The 19,037-nt window shown below is 71.9% G+C and carries 19 protein-coding genes; 2 read left to right on the top strand and 17 right to left on the bottom strand.

From position 1 onward, the window contains the following. The 16 genes from ACP4J0_RS36210 to ACP4J0_RS36285 form a co-directional block, all read right to left on the bottom strand. On the bottom strand, positions 1 to 209 hold a 209-nt coding region (locus ACP4J0_RS36210), incomplete at its 3' end, for a flavodoxin-dependent (E)-4-hydroxy-3-methylbut-2-enyl-diphosphate synthase (protein ID WP_426603357.1). Between the two features lie 4 nt (positions 210 to 213). Then, positions 214 to 1,236 carry an adenosyl-hopene transferase HpnH gene (gene hpnH, locus ACP4J0_RS36215; RefSeq protein WP_426603359.1) on the bottom strand — a complete coding sequence of 341 codons (1,023 nt, stop codon included), beginning with the start codon at positions 1,234 to 1,236 and terminating at the stop codon, positions 214 to 216. 6 nt (positions 1,237 to 1,242) lie between these two features. Beyond that, positions 1,243 to 1,884, bottom strand: coding sequence for a 1-hydroxy-2-methyl-2-butenyl 4-diphosphate reductase (locus ACP4J0_RS36220; protein ID WP_426603361.1), 642 nt, complete (start codon positions 1,882 to 1,884; stop codon positions 1,243 to 1,245). Next, on the bottom strand, positions 1,884 to 3,947 hold the full coding sequence (gene shc, locus ACP4J0_RS36225) for a squalene--hopene cyclase (protein WP_426603363.1): 2,064 nt from the start codon (positions 3,945 to 3,947) through the stop codon (positions 1,884 to 1,886). Before shc ends, ACP4J0_RS36220 begins: the two co-directional genes overlap by 1 nt. Positions 3,948 to 4,065: 118 nt before the next feature. Continuing rightward, entirely contained in the window at positions 4,066 to 5,130 is a 1,065-nt protein-coding gene (locus ACP4J0_RS36230) for a polyprenyl synthetase family protein (RefSeq protein WP_426603399.1), read from the bottom strand. 68 nt (positions 5,131 to 5,198) lie between these two features. Next, positions 5,199 to 6,635: a hydroxysqualene dehydroxylase HpnE gene (hpnE, locus tag ACP4J0_RS36235; RefSeq protein WP_426603365.1), complete on the bottom strand. Its 1,437-nt coding sequence runs from the start codon at positions 6,633 to 6,635 to the stop codon at positions 5,199 to 5,201. Next, positions 6,632 to 6,790, bottom strand: coding sequence for a DUF6380 family protein (locus tag ACP4J0_RS36240; protein ID WP_426603367.1), 159 nt, complete (start codon positions 6,788 to 6,790; stop codon positions 6,632 to 6,634). The genes hpnE and ACP4J0_RS36240 overlap by 4 nt, the downstream gene beginning before the upstream one ends. Next, complete coding sequence (gene hpnD, locus ACP4J0_RS36245; RefSeq protein WP_426603369.1) at positions 6,790 to 7,740, bottom strand: presqualene diphosphate synthase HpnD; 951 nt, start codon at positions 7,738 to 7,740, stop codon at positions 6,790 to 6,792. Before hpnD ends, ACP4J0_RS36240 begins: the two co-directional genes overlap by 1 nt. Beyond that, complete coding sequence (gene hpnC / locus ACP4J0_RS36250; protein ID WP_426603371.1) at positions 7,737 to 8,639, bottom strand: squalene synthase HpnC; 903 nt, start codon at positions 8,637 to 8,639, stop codon at positions 7,737 to 7,739. Before hpnC ends, hpnD begins: the two co-directional genes overlap by 4 nt. A gap of 357 nt (positions 8,640 to 8,996) precedes the next feature. Then, complete coding sequence (locus ACP4J0_RS36255) at positions 8,997 to 9,776, bottom strand: ABC transporter ATP-binding protein (protein WP_426603373.1); 780 nt, start codon at positions 9,774 to 9,776, stop codon at positions 8,997 to 8,999. Then, positions 9,769 to 10,698, bottom strand: a complete 930-nt coding sequence (locus tag ACP4J0_RS36260) for an ABC transporter permease (RefSeq protein ID WP_426517292.1) — start codon at positions 10,696 to 10,698, stop codon at positions 9,769 to 9,771. The genes ACP4J0_RS36255 and ACP4J0_RS36260 overlap by 8 nt, the downstream gene beginning before the upstream one ends. Positions 10,699 to 10,799: 101 nt before the next feature. Further along, positions 10,800 to 11,672, bottom strand: a complete 873-nt coding sequence (locus tag ACP4J0_RS36265) for a glycosyltransferase family 2 protein (protein ID WP_426517294.1) — start codon at positions 11,670 to 11,672, stop codon at positions 10,800 to 10,802. A gap of 8 nt (positions 11,673 to 11,680) precedes the next feature. Continuing rightward, positions 11,681 to 12,460, bottom strand: a complete 780-nt coding sequence (locus ACP4J0_RS36270) for a CDP-alcohol phosphatidyltransferase family protein (RefSeq protein WP_426603375.1) — start codon at positions 12,458 to 12,460, stop codon at positions 11,681 to 11,683. After that, positions 12,438 to 13,499 carry an iron-containing alcohol dehydrogenase family protein gene (locus ACP4J0_RS36275; RefSeq protein WP_426603377.1) on the bottom strand — a complete coding sequence of 354 codons (1,062 nt, stop codon included), beginning with the start codon at positions 13,497 to 13,499 and terminating at the stop codon, positions 12,438 to 12,440. The genes ACP4J0_RS36270 and ACP4J0_RS36275 overlap by 23 nt, the downstream gene beginning before the upstream one ends. Next, entirely contained in the window at positions 13,487 to 14,239 is a 753-nt protein-coding gene (locus tag ACP4J0_RS36280; protein ID WP_426603379.1) for a sugar phosphate nucleotidyltransferase, read from the bottom strand. Before ACP4J0_RS36280 ends, ACP4J0_RS36275 begins: the two co-directional genes overlap by 13 nt. Then, positions 14,236 to 16,098 carry a DUF5941 domain-containing protein gene (locus ACP4J0_RS36285; protein ID WP_426603381.1) on the bottom strand — a complete coding sequence of 621 codons (1,863 nt, stop codon included), beginning with the start codon at positions 16,096 to 16,098 and terminating at the stop codon, positions 14,236 to 14,238. The genes ACP4J0_RS36280 and ACP4J0_RS36285 overlap by 4 nt, the downstream gene beginning before the upstream one ends. 466 nt (positions 16,099 to 16,564) lie before the next feature. On the opposite strand from ACP4J0_RS36285, the gene ACP4J0_RS36290 reads away from it, so the two are divergent. Then, entirely contained in the window at positions 16,565 to 17,503 is a 939-nt protein-coding gene (locus ACP4J0_RS36290) for a cation diffusion facilitator family transporter (RefSeq protein WP_426517304.1), read from the top strand. A gap of 340 nt (positions 17,504 to 17,843) precedes the next feature. Further along, a complete protein-coding gene (gene idi / locus ACP4J0_RS36295) occupies positions 17,844 to 18,437 on the top strand; it encodes an isopentenyl-diphosphate Delta-isomerase (protein WP_426603383.1) in 594 nt (197 codons plus the stop codon). 46 nt (positions 18,438 to 18,483) lie between these two features. Here the strand turns inward: idi and ACP4J0_RS36300 are convergent, their stop codons facing one another. Then, positions 18,484 to 18,945, bottom strand: a complete 462-nt coding sequence (locus tag ACP4J0_RS36300; RefSeq protein WP_426603400.1) for an ATP-binding protein — start codon at positions 18,943 to 18,945, stop codon at positions 18,484 to 18,486. Between the last annotated feature and the right edge of the window lie 92 nt (positions 18,946 to 19,037).

Raw genomic sequence — 19,037 nt, forward strand, 5'->3', positions numbered from 1 at the left:
CGCACGATCTGGCAGCCCGAAGCCGTCAGCTCGGCGATCTGCTGGAGCGTCGCACCGATGTCCGACGTACGGGTCGTCGTCATCGACTGCACCGACACCGGGGCCCCGCCCCCGACCGCGACCGGCCCGACCTGGATCCGCCGCGACACGCGCCGCTCGGCGATCGGCCGGACCGGCACCTCGGGGACGCCCAGGGAGATGGCGGTCATGCCGTCAGTCCCGGTTCCCCGAGACCGTCTCCCGCATGGCACGCAGGGACTCCTTGAGCGAGCCCATGGTGGCCAGGACGGCGGTGGGCTCGTAGCCGCAGTGCGCCATGCAGTTGGCGCAACGCGGGTCCTTGCCGCGGCCGTACTTGTCCCAGTCGGTGTCCTCGATCAGCTCCCGGTACGTCGGGACGTAGCCGTCGCTCATCAGGTAGCAGGGGCGCTGCCAGCCGAAGAGGGAGTAGTTCGGGATCGCCCACGCGGTGCACGGGAAGTCGACCTTGCCCTCGAGGAAGTCGAGGAACAGCGGGGAGTGGTTGAGCCGCCAGCGGGCCCGGTTGCCGCCCGCGAAGGCCTTCCTGAACAGCTCGCGGGTCTGCTCCACGCCCAGGAAGTGCTCCTGGTCGGGCGCCTTCTCGTAGGCGTAGGCCGGCGAGATCATCATCTCGTCGACCTTCAGGTCGTCGTTGAGGAAGTTGAGGACCTCGACGATGGTCTGCGGGGTGTCGGTGTTGAAGAAGGTCGAGTTGGTGGTCACCCGGAAGCCGCGCCGCTTGGCCTCCTTGATGGCCTCCACGGCCTCGTCGAACACGCCTTCCTTGGCCACGGACTCGTCGTGCCGCTCACGCAGCCCGTCGATGTGCACCGCGAAGGCGAAGTAGGGCGAGGGCTTGAACTTGTCCATCTTCTTGCGCATGAGCAGGGCGTTGGTGCAAAGGAAGACGTACTTCCGCTTGGCCACCAACTGGCGCACGATCTCGTCGATCTGAGGGTGCATCAGCGGCTCGCCGCCGGCGATGGAGACCATCGGCGCACCCGATTCGAGCACCGCCCCCACCGCCTGCGCGACCGGCATGCGCTGCTTGAGCACCCCGGCCGGGTGCTGGATCTTGCCGCACCCCTCGCACTTCAGGTTGCAGGCGAAGAGCGGCTCCAGCTCCACGATCAGCGGAAACTTGTCCCGTCGGCGGATCTTCTGTTCGGCCAGGTACGTAGCGACCTTGACGGACTGGCGTAGCGGCATGGCCATCTGGGCTCACCTCCGAGGGAGCGGCAAAGAACGGTGCCATTCGAAGAATGCGGGAAGAACGGAGCGAAGAACACGGAAAGCCGATATTCCACCGCGCACCGTTCCGATCCGGACGAGTTCGTGCTCTGGAGCGTCCACGACCACCCGGACGGCCGCAACCGGGCGCGCGCCCGTCCGGACGGCGCTCAGGAGCGTGGCCGCGGACTCCATGTCTGCGGCGATCGCGCCGGTCGCGAGCAGTTCGGCCCGTTCGGGACCGCGGACGACGTGGTCCGAGCCGGTCAGCGGCCCGGTGTGGACGGTGCGCCCGGGCACGGCACGCGCCAGTTCCTTGACGAGCCGGTCCGTTCCGACGCCGGCGACGGTGCCGCGCGGATCCCGGGTCTCCTCGGCGACGACCAGGTCGCCGGGGTGCATGCCGGGGGCGAGTCCGGCGCAGAAGCCCGTGGCCAGCACGGCGGCGCCGCCGAGCCCGGGACCGGCCAGGACCCGGGCGACCGAGCGCTCGGCCGCCTTGGGGCCCATGCCGGTGCGCAGGACGGTGACCGGCCCGCCCGCGCCGCCGCGTTCCCCGGTGCGCAGGGCAAGGTGTTCGATGCCGAGCGCGCAGGCGATCAGCAGCGGGGACGGGCCGGGCGGTCGGTTCATCAGCTGCCCCTCACCTCGGCGGCGATCGTCTCGGTGACGGGCTGTTCGGCGGGAGCGGCGACCAGTGCCGCGCGGGGCTTCTCGGCGAAGGGCTCCCCGTGGACGTACCGGCCGAGGGCGGTGAGCGGGAAGACCTGCCGGTAGAGGTGGTAGTTGATGGAGAAGTCCCAGGGGAAGCCGGTGCCGGTGAAGTACGGCTCGTCCCAGGAGCCGTCCTCCCGCTGGGTGGCGGCGAGCCACGCGATGCCGCGTTCGACGGCCTTGGACTCCCGTTCCCCCGCCGCCAGCAGGGCCATCAGGGCCCAGGCCGTCTGTGAGGCGGTCGAGGCGCCCCGGCCGCTCCACTCCCGGACGTGGCGGTAGGAGCGCAGGTCCTCGCCCCAGCCGCCGTCGTCGTTCTGGACGGACTCCAGCCAGGCCACCGCGCGGCGGATCGCGGGGTGCGAGGCGGGGATTCCGGCCGCGGTCAGGGCGGGGACCACGGAACCGGTGCCGTAGACGTAGTTGACGCCCCAGCGGCCGAACCACGAGCCGTCCGCCTCCTGTTCGGCGAGCAGCCACTGGATGCCGCGCCGGGTGCGCGGGTCGTGGGTGAGGCCCTCGACGGCGAGCATCTCGACGACGTGCGCGGTGACGTCCGCCGACGGCGGATCGATGACCTCGCCGAAGTCGCAGAACGGCAACCGGTTGGGGAAGGCGCTGGTGTTGTCGACGTCGAACGCGCCCCAGGCTCCGTTCCTGGACTGCATGCCGAGGTTCCAGCGCACGCCGCGGCCGATCGCCTTCTCGACCCGTTCCGGGTCGTGGTGGCTGACCCGGCGCAGGGCGAGGACGACCTCGGCGGTGTCGTCGATGTCGGGGTAGTTGTCGTTGTGGAACTCGAACGCCCATCCGCCGGGCGGGAGTCCGGGCCGCTTCACCGACCAGTCGCCGGGGCGGACGATCTGCTCGCCGAGCATCCAGTCCGCGGCCTTCACCAGTTGCGGATGGTCGGCGGGCACCCCGGCGTCGGCCAGCGCGATGGTGGCCAGGCAGGTGTCCCACACCGGGGACTGGCAGGCCTCGATCATCCGGGCGCCGTCCTCCCGCCACACGGCGAACCGGTCCAGCGACTCCAGTCCCGCGCGCATCACGGGGTGTTCGAGGTCGTAGCCGAGCAGGTACAGCGCGATGACCGAGTACACGGCGGGCGGCTGGATACCGCCCCAGCAGCCGTCGTTCTCCTGCCGCTCGATGATCCAGCGGGCGGCGGTGTTCATCGCGGCCCGGCGCAGCCGGCGCGGGGCGACCTTGCGGTAGGCGTGCAGCGCCTTGTCGAGGCGCTGGAAGACGCCGTCCCAGCTGGCCGCCGGTGCCAGAGGCCTCGGCGGATTGGGGAGGGCCGGGTCGGTGTGCAGTTCGTCGAGCGGGAAGGGCGCGGGACGCACCGGCCGCTTCGCCGAGACGATGGTCAGCGGCACGATGGTCTGCCGGGCCCAGCAGCCGAAGTCGTAGATGTTGAGCGGTACCCAGGTGGGGAAGTAGATGAGCTCCGGCGGGAGTTCGGGCAGGTCGTCCCACTTCCACCAGCCGAACAGGGCGAGCCAGATCCGGGTGAAGACGCGGGCGGCGGCGATGCCGCCCCGGCCCCGGATCCATTCCGACGCCCTGGCCATGTGCGGGGCGTCGGGCGCGTCGCCGGCCAGACGCAGGGCGACGTAGGCCTCGATGGTGGCGGAGAGGTCGCCGGGGCCGCCGTAGAAGGTGGCCCAGGTGCCGTCCTCGCGCTGCTCGCCGCGGATGAACAGGGCGGCCGCCCGCGTGGTCTCGTCGTCGCCGATGCCCAGGAACTGGCGGAGGAGCAGGTCCTCGGCGTCCATCGTGACGTTCGTCTCGAGATCGCCCTTCCACCAGCCCTCGGCGTCCTGCCGGGAGAGCAGGAAGTCCGTGGCGCGCCGGGTGGCGCGTGCGGCGGCTTCCGGTACCCCGGCCGCCTCGGCGGGGATCGTGATGTCGGTTTCGCTGGCCGCGGCTGCGAGGGGCTTCAGGGTGGCCCCGGTGCTTCCGTCGGTCGTCGCTGTCATGGCTTCCCCTTCGTGCAGTGTGCAAGTGGTGCTTCTGCTGTGGGTCCGCCGTCGGCCGGTGCTCGTCTTCCCGCGACACCGGCCGGCGACTACGCGAGGGCTATTCGACCGATAGTGATCATCTCTTTCGTACGACGACGAAGTCCGCGAGCGCCGTGAAACGGTCCCGCACCCGGTCGGGCATGTCGACGGCGTCGAGGGCTTCGATGGCGATGGTGTGCTGACGGCGCGCCTCGTCGGCGGTCCATTCCCGGCCGCCCGCCTCCTCGATGAGCGCGGCGCGGGCCGCGAACTCCTCCTCGGAGAAGTTCGCGAAGTCGCTGGCCTTGGCGTCGGCGGCGAGGATCTCGCCGAGCCGCTCGGAGGCGTCGCCGCCCGCCGCGAGGGCGGCCACCACCGGCAGGGACTTCTTGCGCTGGCGCAGGTCGCTCCAGGTCTGCTTGCCGGTGGAGTCCGGGTCGCCCCAGATGCCGAGGAGGTCGTCGACGGCCTGGAAGGCCAGGCCGAGGTGGTAGCCGTACTTCTCCAGGGTGTCGGCGGTGTGCTCGTCGGCGCCGCCGAGCACCGCGCCGATGGAGCTGGCGGAGGCGAGCAGGGCGCCGGTCTTGTTGCCCTCCATCTCCAGGCACTCCTCGACGCTGACCCGGTCGCGGTGCTCGTAGGAGATGTCCTGGGCCTGACCGTCGATCAGGGCGCGGCTGGCGCGGGTCAGCCGGCGGGTGGCGCGGCCGGCCTCGACCGTGCCGAGTTCCAGCAGCACCTCGTTGGCCAGGGCGAACAGGGCGTCGCCGACCAGGATGGCCTGGGCGGGGCCGTGCACCTTCCAGACGGTGTCCCGGTGGCGGCGCTGCTCGTCGCCGTCCATCAGGTCGTCGTGCAGGAGGGAGAAGTTGTGCACCAGTTCCACGGCCACCGCGCCGGGCACGCCGACCTCCGGAGCGGCACCGGTGACCTCGGCGGAGAGTACCGCGAGCGCGGGACGGACGGCCTTGCCACCGTCGCCGTCCGCGGGGTTGCCCCGGACGTCGATCCAGCCGAAGTGGTAGGCGGCGACGGTGTCCATGGGAGGTGCCAGGCGGTCCACGGCCGCCCGCAGGACCGGCGTGGCCAGGGTCCGGCCGCGCTCCAGAAGCGCGGTCACGTCCACCGTGGTCCTCGGAGCGGCCTTCGGGGCCGGGGGCACAGTGGGCACAGTCATTCCTCCAGTTGCGGTGCCGGGAGTGCGGGCGTCGGTCCCGCGCGGATCGGCCTTCATGCCGCCTCCTCCAGGAAATCCGGGAGGAGGCCGCGGGACCGGCCCAGGGTGCCGAGGGCGGCGCCCGCCGCCGAGACACCGCTGCGAACCGCACTCTCCATGGTCGCGGGCCACCCGGTGGCGGTCCACGCTCCGGCCAGATAGAGGCCGGGTGCCTTGGTGCGGGCGCCGGGCCGGAGCCGTCCGACGCCGGGGGCGGGAGCGAACGTCGCGGTGCGCTCCCTGGTCACGAAGAAGTCCTTCACCTGGGCACCCCGGGTGCGGGGCAGCAGCCGCTCCAGTTCGGGCAGGTACCGCTCGCGCAACACGGCCACGGGCTCGTCGATCTCGTTCTGCGCGGTCGACTGCGACAGCGCCAGGTACTGGCCCTCCTCCAGTCCGGAGGCCTCGGTACGGTCGAACACCCACTGCACCGGGGTGCCGAGAGCCGTCAGGAACGGTGTGGCGAGCACCTTGCGGTCGTAGATCACGTGCACGTTGAGGATCGGCGCGGTGCCGATCTCCAGGAGGTTTCCGGGGGTGTCGAGGGCGTCCGCGGGCAGCAGGCCGTGCGCCTCGCGCTGCGGTACGGCGAGGACGACCGCGTCCGCCTCCAGCGTCTCGCCGGGAACCTGGACGCTCCAGCCGCCGTTGTCGTTCGCACGGACGGAGGTGACGCGGGTACGGACCTCGGTACGGACGCCCGCGGAGTCGAGTGCCTTGCGGGCCAGCCGGTCGTGCAGTTCGCCCAGCGGGACGCGGGCCCATCCGATGTCGGCCGCGCCCGGGTCGGACAGCAGCCCGGTCTTGAACACCATCGCGGCGAGCCCCAGGGAGGCGTCGCCGGCGACCGCGTTGAGGGTGGCGACCCCGACCAGGTCCCACAGGGCCTCGACGGCGCGCGCCGACTGGCCGTGCGCGGCCAGCCAGCTGCCGAAGTCCTGGGTGTCCAGGGCCGGATCGGCGAGGTCGAGCCCCTTGAGCGCGAGCGCGGCACGCCCGACCCGGGCACGCTCGGCGAGCGAGAGATGCGGGTACGCCGCCAGGCTGCGCCCCAGGTGCAGGGGGACGGGCAGCGCGTCGCGCCGCAGTCTGCCGAGCCTTCGGCCCTCGGGCCGGGCGAGGTCGAGCACGGGCACGTCGAGGCGGTCCTGCACCGGAGCGAGCGCGCTCCCCCCGACGCGGTCGAGGAACCAGCGGTAGGCGGTGCAGCAGCGCAGGTACACGTGCTGGCCGTTGTCGACGGTGAGGTCGCCGCGCTGGAAGGAGAAGGCGAGTCCGCCCAGGCGCGGCCGTCCTTCGAGCAGGGTGACGCGCACCCCGGCGTCGGCGAGCGCGAGGGCGGCGGTGACACCGGCGAGTCCGCCGCCGACCACGACGGCGTGTCCGCCGGGGCGGAGGGCGGAGACGTCCGCGAGCTGCCCGCCGTCGCGCGTGCCGTTGCCGTGGGTCATGGTGCGCCCTTCCGTGTCCGGTCGCCGCGGTGCTTGAACGGCGTACGGACGACCGTCTCAGTCAGGGACGCCGGACGCCACCGGAGGGTTGCCCGCCGTGCTTCTCCGCAGGCATCGCTCCGGCCCGGCGTGTCGAGTGTGCCGGATGTGTCCATCAGGCGCGCCTCCTGACGGCCCGCCGGGTGACGTGCCGGGCGTCCAGCCCGGACAGGCCGCGCACGGCGACGTACGCCTTCTCGCGTCCGGGGAGCGAGACCCGGCCGCGCAGCACGGCCTGGGGGTCGCGCTCGATGCGGTCCAGCAGGCGGCGGTAGATGCCGGCCATGGCGGCCACGCAGGCGCCGCTGCGCCGGTCGAGCATGGGCAGCAACCGGTAGCCCTCGGCGAAAAGGGCGCGGGCCCGTCGCACCTCGAAGTGCACGAGGCCCGCGAAGTCGGAGCCCTCGGGCGGCCTCGGCCCGCTGAACCCGGCCGAGCAGCCGAACTTGGCGAGGTCGTCGGCGGGCAGGTAGGTCCGGCCGTCCTCGGCGTCCTCACGGACGTCCCGCAGGATGTTGGTGAGCTGGAGCGCGAGCCCGAGCGTGTCGGCGTACTCGGGCGCGCGCTCGGCGCCGCGCGCCCTCGGTTCCGTACCGAACACGCCGAGCGAGAGGCGTCCGATGGCGCCTGCCACGCAGCGGCAGTAGACCTTCAGGTCGTCCCAGGTCTCGTAGGTCTCGCCGCGCAGGTCCATCTGGACGCCGTCGATCAGTTCGTCGAGGCCGCCGAGCGGGATCGGGAACTGCCGGGCGGCGTGGGCGAGGGCGACGGCGACCGGGTCGGTGTCGTCCTCGTCGACCGCGCCGTCGTGGATCCGGGCGAGCACGGCCCGGGTCTCCTCCAGACGGGCGACCTTGACGTCGGCCGCCAGCGCCCCGTCGCCGATGTCGTCGACGCGGCGCGAGAACGCGTACAGCGCCGACATCGCCCGGCGCTTGGGCGCCGGCAGGAGCCGGATGCCGTAGGCGAAGTTGCGGGCCTGCTGTCCGGTGACGGCCTCGCAGTAGCTGTACGCGGCGAGTACCGGCGCCGACGCGTGCCCTGACGGCTCCACGGTCCCGATCACCCCTCTCCTCGCAGGGTCACGCCCACCTCGCGCAGCAACTGCACCTTGCCGGGCTTGGGCGGGCCGGGAAGTACGTCGTGACCGGCGGCGGCGATCGCCCGGACGGCCGCCCTTCCGCCCGCCACGAAGCCCGCGAGCAGCAGACGCAGCCTGCCTTGGACGCTACCCACCAAGGGGGCGCCCTCATTCAGCAGGTCGCGGGCGCGCTGGGCTTCGAAGGCCACCAGGGCGCGCACCGACGCGCTCCCGGTGGGCGCGGCGAGGTCCGACTCCTGGACGTGGAAACGTTTCATGTCCTCGGCGGGCAGGTAGATACGGTCCCGGCTCAGGTCCTCGGCGACGTCCTGGAGGTGCTCGACGATCTGCAGGGCGGTGCAGATCGCGTCGGAGCGGCGGATCCGCTCGGGCGTCGAGGTGCCGGTGACGGCGAGGACGAGGTGACCGACCGGGTTGGCGGACAGTTCGCAGTAGGCGAGGAGGTCTTCGTAGGTCTCATACCGCGCGACCAGCTGGTCCTGGCGGTTGGCGGCGATCAGCCCCAGGAACGGCCCGGGGGTCAGCGAGCGGCGGCGCACGGTCGGCTGGAGACGGCGCAGCAGCGGGTGGCGGGGAGTGCCGTCGAAGACCCTGCGCAGGTCCTCCTCGAAGGCGTCCAGCATCAGCAGCCGGTCGTCGGCCCGGTCGTCGGGTACGCCGAGGAGGCGGGCGTCGGCGCCGTCGGGGGCCAGATCGCCGTCGCCGATGTCGTCGACGAGGCGGGCGAAGCCGTACACGGCCATCAGGTCGGCGCGCCAGTCGCGGGGCAGGAAGAAGGGCGCCACGGGGAAGTTCTCGTCCGCGGCCTTGGCGAGGGTGCCGCGCTCAGGGTCGGCGGCGTGCGCCGTGTCGGTCGCCGTCATCGCGGGCCGCCCTGGGCGGGGACGGCGCACGCTTCGCGGAGGTGGGGAGTTTCCCTAGCCATTGCCGTCACATCTCCCGTTCTACACTGCTGACCCAATACGCACTATTTCGGACACGCCGCCCGACCGCCCTCGCGGCGGGCCCGCCTGAGGGTGTCGGGCATTATCGCCCCATGTGCCGCGTTTCGGGACCGGTCCAGCTTACGTTGTACAGCTCAGGGGGGTTCGCCGGGGTCCTCCGCGCATCACAACAACACACCGATCGGCCACAAGATTCCTGGGAGTCCCCGGAGTTGACACTTCCTTCGCGGACGCCGGGGCCGCTGGGAACGGTTCCGGCGGCCCCGGCGTGTCGGGCTACTTGCCCGTGAACTTCTCGTACTCCTTGAGCACCTCGTCGGTCGGGCCGTCCATCCGCAGCTCGCCGCGTTCCAGCCACAGCACGCGGTTGCAGGTGTCGCGGATGGACTTGTTGTTGTGGCTGACCAGGAAGACGGTGCCGGCTTCCTTGCGCAGCTCCCGGATGCGCTGCTCGGAGCGCGTCTGGAACTTGCGGTCACCGGTGGCCAGCGCCTCGTCGATCATCAGGACGTCGTGGTCCTTGGCGGCGGCGATGGAGAACCGCAGGCGGGCGGCCATGCCGGAGGAGTAGGTGCGCATCGGCAGGGTGATGAAGTCGCCCTTCTCGTTGATCCCGGAGAAGTCGACGATGTCCTGGTACCGCTCCTTGATCTGTTCGCGGGACATGCCCATGGCCAGTCCGCCGAGGATGACGTTCCGCTCGCCGGTCAGGTCGTTCATCAGGGCGGCGTTCACGCCGAGCAGCGAGGGCTGGCCGTCGGTGTAGACCTTGCCCCGCTCGGCGGGCAGCAGGCCGGCGATGGCCCGCAGCAGGGTCGACTTGCCGGACCCGTTGGAGCCGATCAGGCCGATGGCCTCGCCCCGGTAGGCGGTGAAGGAGACGCCGCGCACGGCGTGCACCTTGCGCACGCCCCGCTCCTCGCCCCTCCTGAGGATCCGGCTCAGGGCGGCGGTGGCGCTGCCCTTGCCGGTCTTGGCGCCGTTGACGCGGTAGACGATGTGCAGTTCGTCCGCGATGACCGTCGGAACCCGCTCGCCCTGCTGCTGCTCAGCCACGGCCGTACCTCTCCTCCGCCTTCCAGAAGTACACGAATCCGCCCACGGCGAGGAGGACGGACCAGCCGAGCGCGACCGCCCACACGTGCGGCGGCAGGTTCTCGGAGCCGTAGCCGTCGATCAGCGCGAAGCGGATCAGGTCCATGTAGACGGCGGCCGGGTTCCACTGGAGCACGTCGGCGAGCCAGGCCGGCTTGTCCTCCAGCATGATCGGGATGGAGAACATCACGCCCGACGCGTACATCCAGGTCCGCATGATGAACGGCATCAGCTGGGCCAGGTCCGGTGTCTTCGCCCCCATCCGGGCCACGATCAGCGCCAGTCCCATGTTGAAGAGGAACTGCAGGGCCAGCGCCGGGACGACCAGCAGCCAGGACAGGGAGGGGTAGCTTCCGAAGCCCACGACCACCGCGAACAGGACGATCATCGAGGCCAGCAGCTGCTGGAGCTGCTGCAGCGCGAACGAGATCGGCAGCGAGGCGCGCGGGAAGTGCAGCGCCCGCACCAGACCGAGGTTGCCGGCGATGGCCCGCACACCCGCCATCGCCGAGGACTGGGTGAACGTGAAGACGAACACGCCCGTCACCAGGAACGGGATGTAGACGTCCTTCGGCATGCCGCGGCCCGCGTTGAGGATCAGGCCGAAGATCAGGAAGTAGACGAGCGCGTTCAGCAGCGGTGTCGCCACCTGCCACAGCTGCCCCAGCTTGGCCTGGCTGTACTGGGCGGTCAGCTTGGCCTGGGAGAAGGCGAGGATGAAGTGCCGCCGCCCCCAGAGCTGACGGACGTACTCCATGAGGGAAGGCCGGGCACCGCTCACGGACAGCCCGTACTTGGCGGCGAGCCGGGCCGGTGTGAGGCCCTCGTCGGGCGACACGGGCTTGGTCATGGCGACCGTGCCGTCGTGCGTTGTCTCACTCACTGGTGGAAACTTTCGTCTTCGGAATGCTCGGCCGCGCTGGCCTGGCATGGACCTGTTGACCCGGAACGGGACGGTCCGGGACGCTCTCGGACACGAGCTTGTCAGATCACGGGAGGCCGGCCCAGCCGGGTCAGCCGCCATACCGTACGCCACCTCATCGGGCGGCGAGGACCACAGGGGGTGGCCCAGCCCTCGCGGAAGCCGCCGAACCAGGCCTTCAGGGCCGGACGCGAGGGGCGGCGCAGCAGCGTGAGCAGCATCCACACCCCGAGATAGACCGGGACGAGGAGCGCGGGGAGGTTGCGGCGGGCCAGCCAGACCCGGTTGCGCGCGACCATGCGGTGGTAGACCGCGTGCCGCGAGGGCGCGGTCGTGGGGTGGTTCAGCACCATGTCGGACCGGTAGTCGATCATCCAGCCCGCGTCCAGGGCCCGCCAGGCCAGGTCGGTCTCCTCGTGGGCGTAGAAGAACGCGTCCGGCAGGCCGCCGACCTGGGTGAGGACGCGGGTGCGGACGGCGTTGGCGCCGCCGAGGAAGGTGGTGACCCGCGAGGAGCGCATCGGGTCGGAGGCGCGCAGGCGCGGGACGTGCCGGCGCTGGGTCTCGCCGGTGTCCGGGTCGGCGATGCGGAAGCTGATGATGCCCAGCTCGTCGTCGGCCTCGAACGCCTGCCGGCAGAGCTCGGCGGTGTCGGTGCGGGCGAGGAGGCCGTCGTCGTCGAGGAAGAGCAGGATGTCGACGTCCTGGCCGCCGGGACCGAAGGCCTCGATGCCGACGTTGCGGCCGCCGGGGATGCCCAGGTTCTCGGGCAGCTCGACGGTGCGGACGCCGGCCGGCACCTCCGGGACGGGCGAGCCGTTGCCGACCACGACCACCTCGACCGGGTCGCCGTCCTGCTTGGCGACCGAGTCGAGCAGCGCGCGCAGTTCCTCGGGCCGGTTGCCCATCGTGATGACGACGGCGCCGACCTTCATGGCCCCGCTCACTTGAGCCTGCTGGAGGCGAGGACGGACACCAGGTGCAGCAGGGTCTGCAGCAGCGCGATGCCGGCGAGTACGGCGGTGCCGAGCCGGGTGAAGAACAGGTCGCCCCGGCTCGCGTCGACGATCGCGAGGACGAGGATCAGCAGGGACGCCTCGATGCCGAGGATCAGCCGGTGGAACTTGAGCGCCCCGGCGGCCCGGCGGGCCAGCGCCATGCCGGAGGAGCGGATCTCGGACGCGGACTCCTTGACCGGCGCCATCCCGGCCTGGTGCCGGGCCACGCCCACCAGGTCGGTCTCGGCCTTGATCAGGATCGCGCCGAGGGCGGCCAGGGTGCCGAGGAAGGCCCACAGCCAGTCGATCCGCCCGGTACCGAACACGTCGGCCGCGCGGAGGCCGAGGCCGACCAGGACCGCCGCGTCGGTCAGGTAGGCGCCGACCCGGTCCAGGTAGACGCCGCCGAGCGAGTACTGCTTCTTCCAGCGGGCGACCTCGCCGTCTACGCAGTCCAGCAGCAGGTACAGCTGGACCGCCACCACGCCGAGCACGGCGCCCGTGATCCCCGGCACCAGCAGGGCCGGGGCGGCGAGCACGCCGCAGACGGTCATCAGGTACGTGAGCTGGTTGGGCGTGATCCTGGTGTTCACCAGGTAGCGGTCGATCCGCAGCGAGACCTCGCGCATGTAGAGGCGTCCCGCCCAGTGCTCACCGCTGCGCCGGTCCTTGACCCCCGCGGGATGGACGACCGGACGTAGTTCAGCTACCGATGGCCTTGACATAGTCGGCGTACATGTCCTTGATCTGGTCGGTTTCGAGGTCGAGGTGTTCGAGGATCGTGTAGCGGCCGGGCCGGGTCTGCGGCGCGAACTCCACGGCCCGGACGAACTCGTCCGGGGTGAAGCCGATCTCCTCCGGCAGGACGGGCAGCCCGTGCCGGCGCAGTACCTCGGCCATGTGGGCGGATTCCTCGTGGGCCCCGCGCAGGTGCATCGCGAAGGCCGCGCCCAGACCGCACTGCTCGCCGTGGGCGGCCGCGCGGGCGGGGAAGAGCAGGTCGAGGGCGTGGTTGATCTCGTGGCAGGCGCCGGAGGCGGGCCGGGAGTCGCCGGAGACCGACATGGCGATGCCGGTCAGGACCAGTCCCTCGGCGAGCACCTGGAGGAAGTCGTTGTCGCCGACACCGCCCGGGTGCCGGAGCACGGCCTCGCCCGCCTGACGGGCCATCGCCGCGGCCAGGCCGTCGATCCGCTCGCCCTTGACCCGGTTGGCGAGCTCCCAGTCCGCGATGGCGGAGACGTTGGAGACGGCGTCGCCGATGCCGGCGCGCACGAAACGCACCGGTGCCTCGCGGATGACGTCCAGGTCGATGACGACCGCGATCGGGTTCGGGACGCCGTAGGAGCCGCGGCCCGCGTCGTTGTCGAGGGTGGCGACCGGCGAGCACAGACCGTCGTGCGCGAGGTTCGTCGGCACGGCGACCAGCGGCAGGCCGACGCGCGCCGCGGCGAACTTGGCACAATCGATGATCTTGCCGCCGCCGAGGCCGACGACCGCGTCGTAGTGGCCGCCCTTCATGGCACCGGCCAGCTTGATCGCGTCGTCCAGGGTGCCGCCGCCGACCTCGTACCAGTCGGCGCCCGGCAGTGACGGGGCGACGCGCTCGCGCAGCCGGGCGCCGGAACCGCCGCTGACGGCGACGGCGAGCTTGCCCGAGTGGGAGATGCGCTCGTCGGCGAGCACACATCCCAGGTCGTCGAGGGCGCCCGCGCGGATGTCCACGACGACCGGCGACGGGATGAGCCTCGTCAGTACTGGCACGCGATCTCCCTGCCCTTGGCGAGGTCGTCGTGGTTGTCGATCTCGACCCACCTGACGTCGCCGATCGGCGCCGTGTCGATCTTGAAGCCGCGGTCGACCAGCTCCTGGTAGCCGTCCTCGTAGTACAGCTGCGGGTCGCGCTCGAAGGTGGTCTTCAGGGCGTCGGCCAGCTCGACGGCGGCCTCGCCCTCGATGAGGGTGACGCCGATGTACTCGCCGGTCGCCTCGGCCGGGTCCATCAGCTTGGTGATGCGCTGGACGCCCTTGTCGGGGTCGACGACGACCTTCATCTCCTCGTCGGCGAGGTTCTTCACCGTGTCGAGGGCGAGGATGATCTTCTTGCCGTCGCCGCGGGCGGCGAGCAGGGTCTTCTCGACGGAGACCGGGTGCACGGTGTCGCCGTTGGCGAGGATCACGCCGTCCTTGAGGGCGTCACGGCCGCACCACAGGGAGTAGGCGTTGTTCCACTCCTCGGCCTTGTCGTTGTCGATGAGGGTGAGCTTGACGCCGTACTTGCGCTCCAGCTCCTCCTTGCGGTCGTACACGGCTTCCTTGCGGTAGCCGACGATGATCCCGACCTCGGTCAGACCGACCTCGGCGAAGTTGGCCAGCGTCAGGTCCAGCACCGTGATGCTGTCCTCCGCACCCTCGGGGCCGACCGGAACCAGTGCCTTGGGCAGGGTGTCGGTGTAGGGGCGCAGACGGCGTCCGGCGCCGGCCGCCAGCACGAGGCCGATCATGCGGGTTCTCCTTCGTCGTGTACGGCGGGTGCGCCGCCCTGGTGGGCGGCGACCCAGAAGCGGATGCTCTCCACGAGCACCACGAGAGCCACGGCCACGGCGAGGACCGTGAGCGCGACCTTGAACTGTGTGGCGGTGAGCAGCACGGCCAGCACGGTGATCACCAGCGTGCGGCCCTCGTGCCCCCCGATCGTCCGCACCAGCCACTGCGGCGGCGCGCCAGCGCCGCCGCGGATGCGGTAGACCGTGTCGTAGTGATGGTAGGCGACCGCGGCCACCAGCCCGAAAGCCGCCGGAAGCGCTCCGTTCACGTCTGCTTTCGCCGCCAGTACCAGGACGGTGCCGTACTCGGCGGCGCGCAGGAACGGCGGGACCAGCCAGTCGAGGGCGCCCTTGAGGGGGCGGGCGACGGCTAGGGCGGACGTCAGCGCGTAGACGATCGCGGCGACGGCCGGCCCGGGGCCGCCGAAGTCGGTGAGCGCGGCCGTCAGGGCGACGGCGAGGCCGCCGAGGAGGGCGACGGCGGGGGCGGTGAAGCCGGGCAGCCGGCGGGCGGGCTTCGCGAGACCCCTGGCGACGGCCTCGGCGAGCGGGCCGGAGTCCGCCAGGTCGGCCAGCGCCCCGGCGGCCCGGTCGGTCCGCGTGGCCTTGCGGGTCAGCGAGCGCAGGACCCGGCCCGCGGTGGTGTAGGTCGCGGAGAACGCGCAGCCGATCAGCAGCGCGTAGAAGGTGATCCGGGGTGTGGTGACGGCGGTCAGGACGGCGATCATGGCCCAGCGTTCGCCGATGGGCAGGACGATCATGCGGCGGGCCCAGACCGTCCAGCCGACGCTGTCGAGCCTGTCGGAGAGGGCGGCGGTGGGACTGGTGTTGGTGGCGGCGGCCGTGCTGTCGACGTTCGCCTCGTTGAAGGAGAAGTCGACGACGTGCCGGCAGGTCTGCAGGACCATCGCGCCGAGGGCCAGGGCCCATACGTCGTCGCCGCCGCGGGCGGCTCCGAGGGCGAGGCCCGCGTAGTAGGCGTACTCCTTGGCGCGGTCGAAGGTGGCGTCCAGCCAGGCGCCGAGCGTGGAGTACTGCAGGGAGTAGCGGGCGAGCTGTCCGTCGGTGCAGTCGAGGACGAAGGAGGCGATGAGCAGGACGCCGGCGGCGACGAAGCCGCCGCGGGTGCCGGTGGCCGCGCAGCCCGCCGCTATGAGCGCGGTGATCAGCGAGGCGGTGGTGACCTGGTTCGGGGTCAGCCCGCGCCGCGCGCACCAGCGGGCGATGTAGCGGGAGTAGGGGCTGATGAAGAAGGTGGTGACGAAGCCGTCGCGGGCCTTGACCGCCGACTTCAGGCGTACCGCCTCGTCGTCGACGGCGGCGACGGCCTGCCGCGCCTCGTTGCGGGCCTGCGGGTCGGCGGGCACGGTGGCGACGAGGCTGCCGAGCTCGGGGCGGTGGACGCTCACGCCGTCGGCGTCGAGGACGGTGGTGATCCGGTCGGCGAGGCTGTCGGCGTCCGCCACGGCCGGTGTCGCTCGTGCCGCGGCGCCCCCGTCCGCCGTGCCGCCGACCAAGGAGTTCTCGTGAGCCATCGCGCGGGCCAGGGCCTGGCGGGCGTCCGGCCGGGCGGTCACGGCGCCCGGGATCGCGGCGAGCGGGAAGCGGGGGTCGGTGAGGCCGAGGCGCAGGGCGTGCAGGTGGCCGACGAAGCGGGCGTCGACCACGGCGACCCGCTCACCGCCCGGGACCCGGGCCAGCAGCGTCTCGGTGTCGTCGGCTCCGGAGGCGAGACGCACGTCGAAGCCGAGGGACCGCAGTTCGCTCTCGATCGACGAACCGGGGACCGGCTGACCGGTGAGGATGGCGGTCGACAACCGAACTCACTCCCTGGGTGCCGACGCCTGGACGCCGGGCCTGTGCATGGTGGGGCGCCCGTGCCTGCGGCACCCGGGCGGCATGTCGGCAGAGGCTATCGGATGCCCGGAACGCCGTGTTCACCGCCCGTTTCACGGTCGGTCGGCGGCGCGTGCACCCGTCTTTGCCGCGATCATCATCGTGGATCCGGGGCCCGGCCCACAAACCGCGCTCCCAGACCGGGCATCGCGGACATCGCACAGTGTCGGCGGGCGCTCGCGGACGGTCAGGGCCGTCCGTTCCCGGCCGTTCTCCCCGCCATTGCGGGGCCGCGTGCCCGCACCCGCGCGGCGCTCTGACCTGCACAACGTTTGCGCAGGTCAGGGCACATGACAACGGTGTTCAGTGCCGCGTTGCCGGATACCCCCTACCCGTAGTTCACTGTGGTCCGAACGCGGACGCCGACGCACAGAGAGGCTGCTTCCCATGGGGGCTGGGCACGATCACGGGCATGCGCACGGAGCGCACGCCGGCACCACGGCGACGGCCGCGTACCGGGGCAGGCTGCGGGTCGCGCTGGGGATCACGCTCACCGTCATGGTCGTCGAGATCGTCGGCGGTGTGCTCGCCGACTCGCTGGCGCTGATCGCCGACGCCGCGCACATGGCGACGGACGCGCTGGGGCTCGGCATGGCACTGCTCGCCATTCACTTCGCGAACCGGCCGCCGAGCGACCGGCGCACCTTCGGCTTCGCCCGCGCCGAGATCCTCGCCGCCCTGGCCAACTGCCTGCTGCTGCTCGGGGTCGGCGGTTACGTCCTGTACGAGGCGATCGAGCGGTTCGTCACACCCGCGGGCACCGCGGGCGGGCTGACCGTCGTCTTCGGCGCGATCGGCCTGGTGGCGAACATGGTGTCGCTGACGCTGTTGATGAGGGGCCAGAAGGAGAGCCTGAACGTGCGGGGCGCCTTCCTGGAGGTGGCGGCGGACGCCCTGGGCTCCCTGGCGGTGATCGTCTCCGCGCTGGTGATCCTGGCCACCGGCTGGCAGCCGGCCGACCCCCTCGCCTCACTGGTCATCGGCCTGATGATCGTGCCGCGCACCTGGCGGCTGCTGCGCGAGACCCTGGACGTCCTGCTGGAGGCCGCGCCCAAGGGCGTGGACATCGCCGAGGTGCGCGCCCACATACTGGCGCTGGACGGGGTCGAGGACGTCCACGACCTGCACGCCTGGACGATCACCTCGGGTATGCCCGTGCTGTCGGCGCACGTGGTGGTGAGCGGCGAGGTGCTGAGCGCGATCGGCCACGAGAAGATGCTCCACGAGCTGCAGGGCTGCCTCGGCGACCACTTCGACGTGGAGCACTGCACCTTCCAGCTGGAGCCCGGCGGCCACGCGGAGCACGAGGCGCGGTTGTGCCACTGAGGCACGGTGTCGCCGGAGAACCGCGGTAGGGCACGTATGTCCAAGGGCACGTACGTCCGGGTGCACGGGTGCACGGGTGCACGGGGCGCCCCGCGGATCGCGAGCCGTCCCCGCCGCTCGTCCACGTCCGTCTCCCCACGGAACTCCCCCGGCCACGCCGCGGACGGTTCCCGGTCCTCCGCGCCGGGCACGATGATCACTTGGGCCCCTCCTCGGCGTCCGACCGGTGACGACCGCCGCCCGCGCCCTCGCGTGGGACATGCGGGAGTGTCGGGAAGTGCCGAGAGCGCCGGATTCGTACGGCACACTTGGGGCGCGAGGACCGATGTGAAGGATGGGTATGCCGATCACTCCTGCCACCGCGACGCACAGTTCGTCGAACGGCACCGCAGACGCGATTTTGCTGGAACTGGTCGACGAGAACGGCGTGACGCTCGGCACCGCGGAGAAGCTCTCCGCGCACCAGCCTCCGGGGCAGCTGCACCGCGCCTTCTCCGTGTTCCTCTTCGACGAGCGGGGCCGGCTGCTGCTCCAGCAGCGGGCGCTGGGCAAGTACCACTCCCCCGGCGTGTGGTCCAACACCTGCTGCGGTCACCCCTACCCGGGCGAGGCCCCCTTCGCGGCGGCGGCCCGGCGGACGTACGAGGAGCTGGGTGTCTCCCCGTCCCTGCTCGCCGAGGCGGGCACGGTGCGCTACAACCACCCGGACCCGGCCTCCGGGCTGGTCGAACAGGAGTACAACCACCTGTTCGTCGGCCTGGTGCAGGCGGCGCCGCGGCCCGACCCGGAGGAAGTGGCCGAGACGGCCTTCGTGACCCCGGCCGAGCTGACCGAGCGGCATGGCAAGGACACGTTCTCCGCCTGGTTCATGACGGTGCTGGACGCGGCCCGGCCCGCCGTCCGCGAGCTGACGGGCCCGTCCGCCGGCTGGTGAGCGGCTCTGCCGCCGGGCGCGGTCGAGCCGTCCCCGACCTCGCGGGTCAGTAGACCTGGCGCGGGGCCTGCTTGAGCGGCAGGGCGACCCAGATCACCTTGCCGCCGCTCGCCGTGTGGGCCACGTCACAGGACCCGCCCGCCTCCCGGGTGATCTCCCGGACCAGGAGCAGCCCGCGTCCGCCCGTCCGGCCGTGGTCCGTCTCCAGGGCGGTCGGGCGGTAGGGGTGGCTGTCCTCCACGGAGACCCGCACCCACTCGGGACCGACGGCGACCTCCACGGCGAGCACCGGCGACAGCACCGCCGCGTGCCGGACGGCGTTCGTGACCAGCTCCGAGACGATCAGGAGCAGGCCCTCGGCCACCTCGTCGGAGACCGGTACGCCCTGGCGCGCCAGCAGGTCCCGCACGGCGTGCCGCGCCTGCGGGACCGACGCGTCCTCGGCGGGGGCGGTGAACCGCCAGACGCCTTCGTACGGAAGCGGCTGCGCGGGCCCGGTCTCGTCCATCGTCCGGTCGCCACCCTCGGGCTCGATTGTCACCACACCCCTGAGTGTTGGTAACGCGTCACTCCGCTCCGGGAAACTGAACACAAGTCAGC

Source organism: Streptomyces sp. WG7 (assembly GCF_049975785.1).
In the GTDB taxonomy this organism is placed as follows: Bacteria; Actinomycetota; Actinomycetes; order Streptomycetales; family Streptomycetaceae; genus Streptomyces.

Excerpts from the sequence above, each read along its gene's own strand:
- hpnH (WP_426603359.1), bottom strand. The coding sequence starts at position 1,236 with ATGGCCATGCCGCTACGCCAGTCCGTCAAGGTCGCTACGTACCTGGCC.
- ACP4J0_RS36220 (WP_426603361.1), bottom strand. The coding sequence starts at position 1,884 with ATGAACCGACCGCCCGGCCCGTCCCCGCTGCTGATCGCCTGCGCGCTC.
- shc (WP_426603363.1), bottom strand. The coding sequence starts at position 3,947 with ATGACAGCGACGACCGACGGAAGCACCGGGGCCACCCTGAAGCCCCTC.
- hpnE (WP_426603365.1), bottom strand. The coding sequence starts at position 6,635 with ATGACCCACGGCAACGGCACGCGCGACGGCGGGCAGCTCGCGGACGTC.
- ACP4J0_RS36240 (WP_426603367.1), bottom strand. The coding sequence starts at position 6,790 with ATGGACACATCCGGCACACTCGACACGCCGGGCCGGAGCGATGCCTGC.
- hpnC (WP_426603371.1), bottom strand. The coding sequence starts at position 8,639 with ATGACGGCGACCGACACGGCGCACGCCGCCGACCCTGAGCGCGGCACC.
- ACP4J0_RS36265 (WP_426517294.1), bottom strand. The coding sequence starts at position 11,672 with ATGAAGGTCGGCGCCGTCGTCATCACGATGGGCAACCGGCCCGAGGAA.
- ACP4J0_RS36270 (WP_426603375.1), bottom strand. The coding sequence starts at position 12,460 with ATGTCAAGGCCATCGGTAGCTGAACTACGTCCGGTCGTCCATCCCGCG.
- ACP4J0_RS36280 (WP_426603379.1), bottom strand. The coding sequence starts at position 14,239 with ATGATCGGCCTCGTGCTGGCGGCCGGCGCCGGACGCCGTCTGCGCCCC.
- ACP4J0_RS36290 (WP_426517304.1), top strand. The coding sequence starts at position 16,565 with ATGGGGGCTGGGCACGATCACGGGCATGCGCACGGAGCGCACGCCGGC.
- idi (WP_426603383.1), top strand. The coding sequence starts at position 17,844 with ATGCCGATCACTCCTGCCACCGCGACGCACAGTTCGTCGAACGGCACC.
- ACP4J0_RS36300 (WP_426603400.1), bottom strand. The coding sequence starts at position 18,945 with ATGGACGAGACCGGGCCCGCGCAGCCGCTTCCGTACGAAGGCGTCTGG.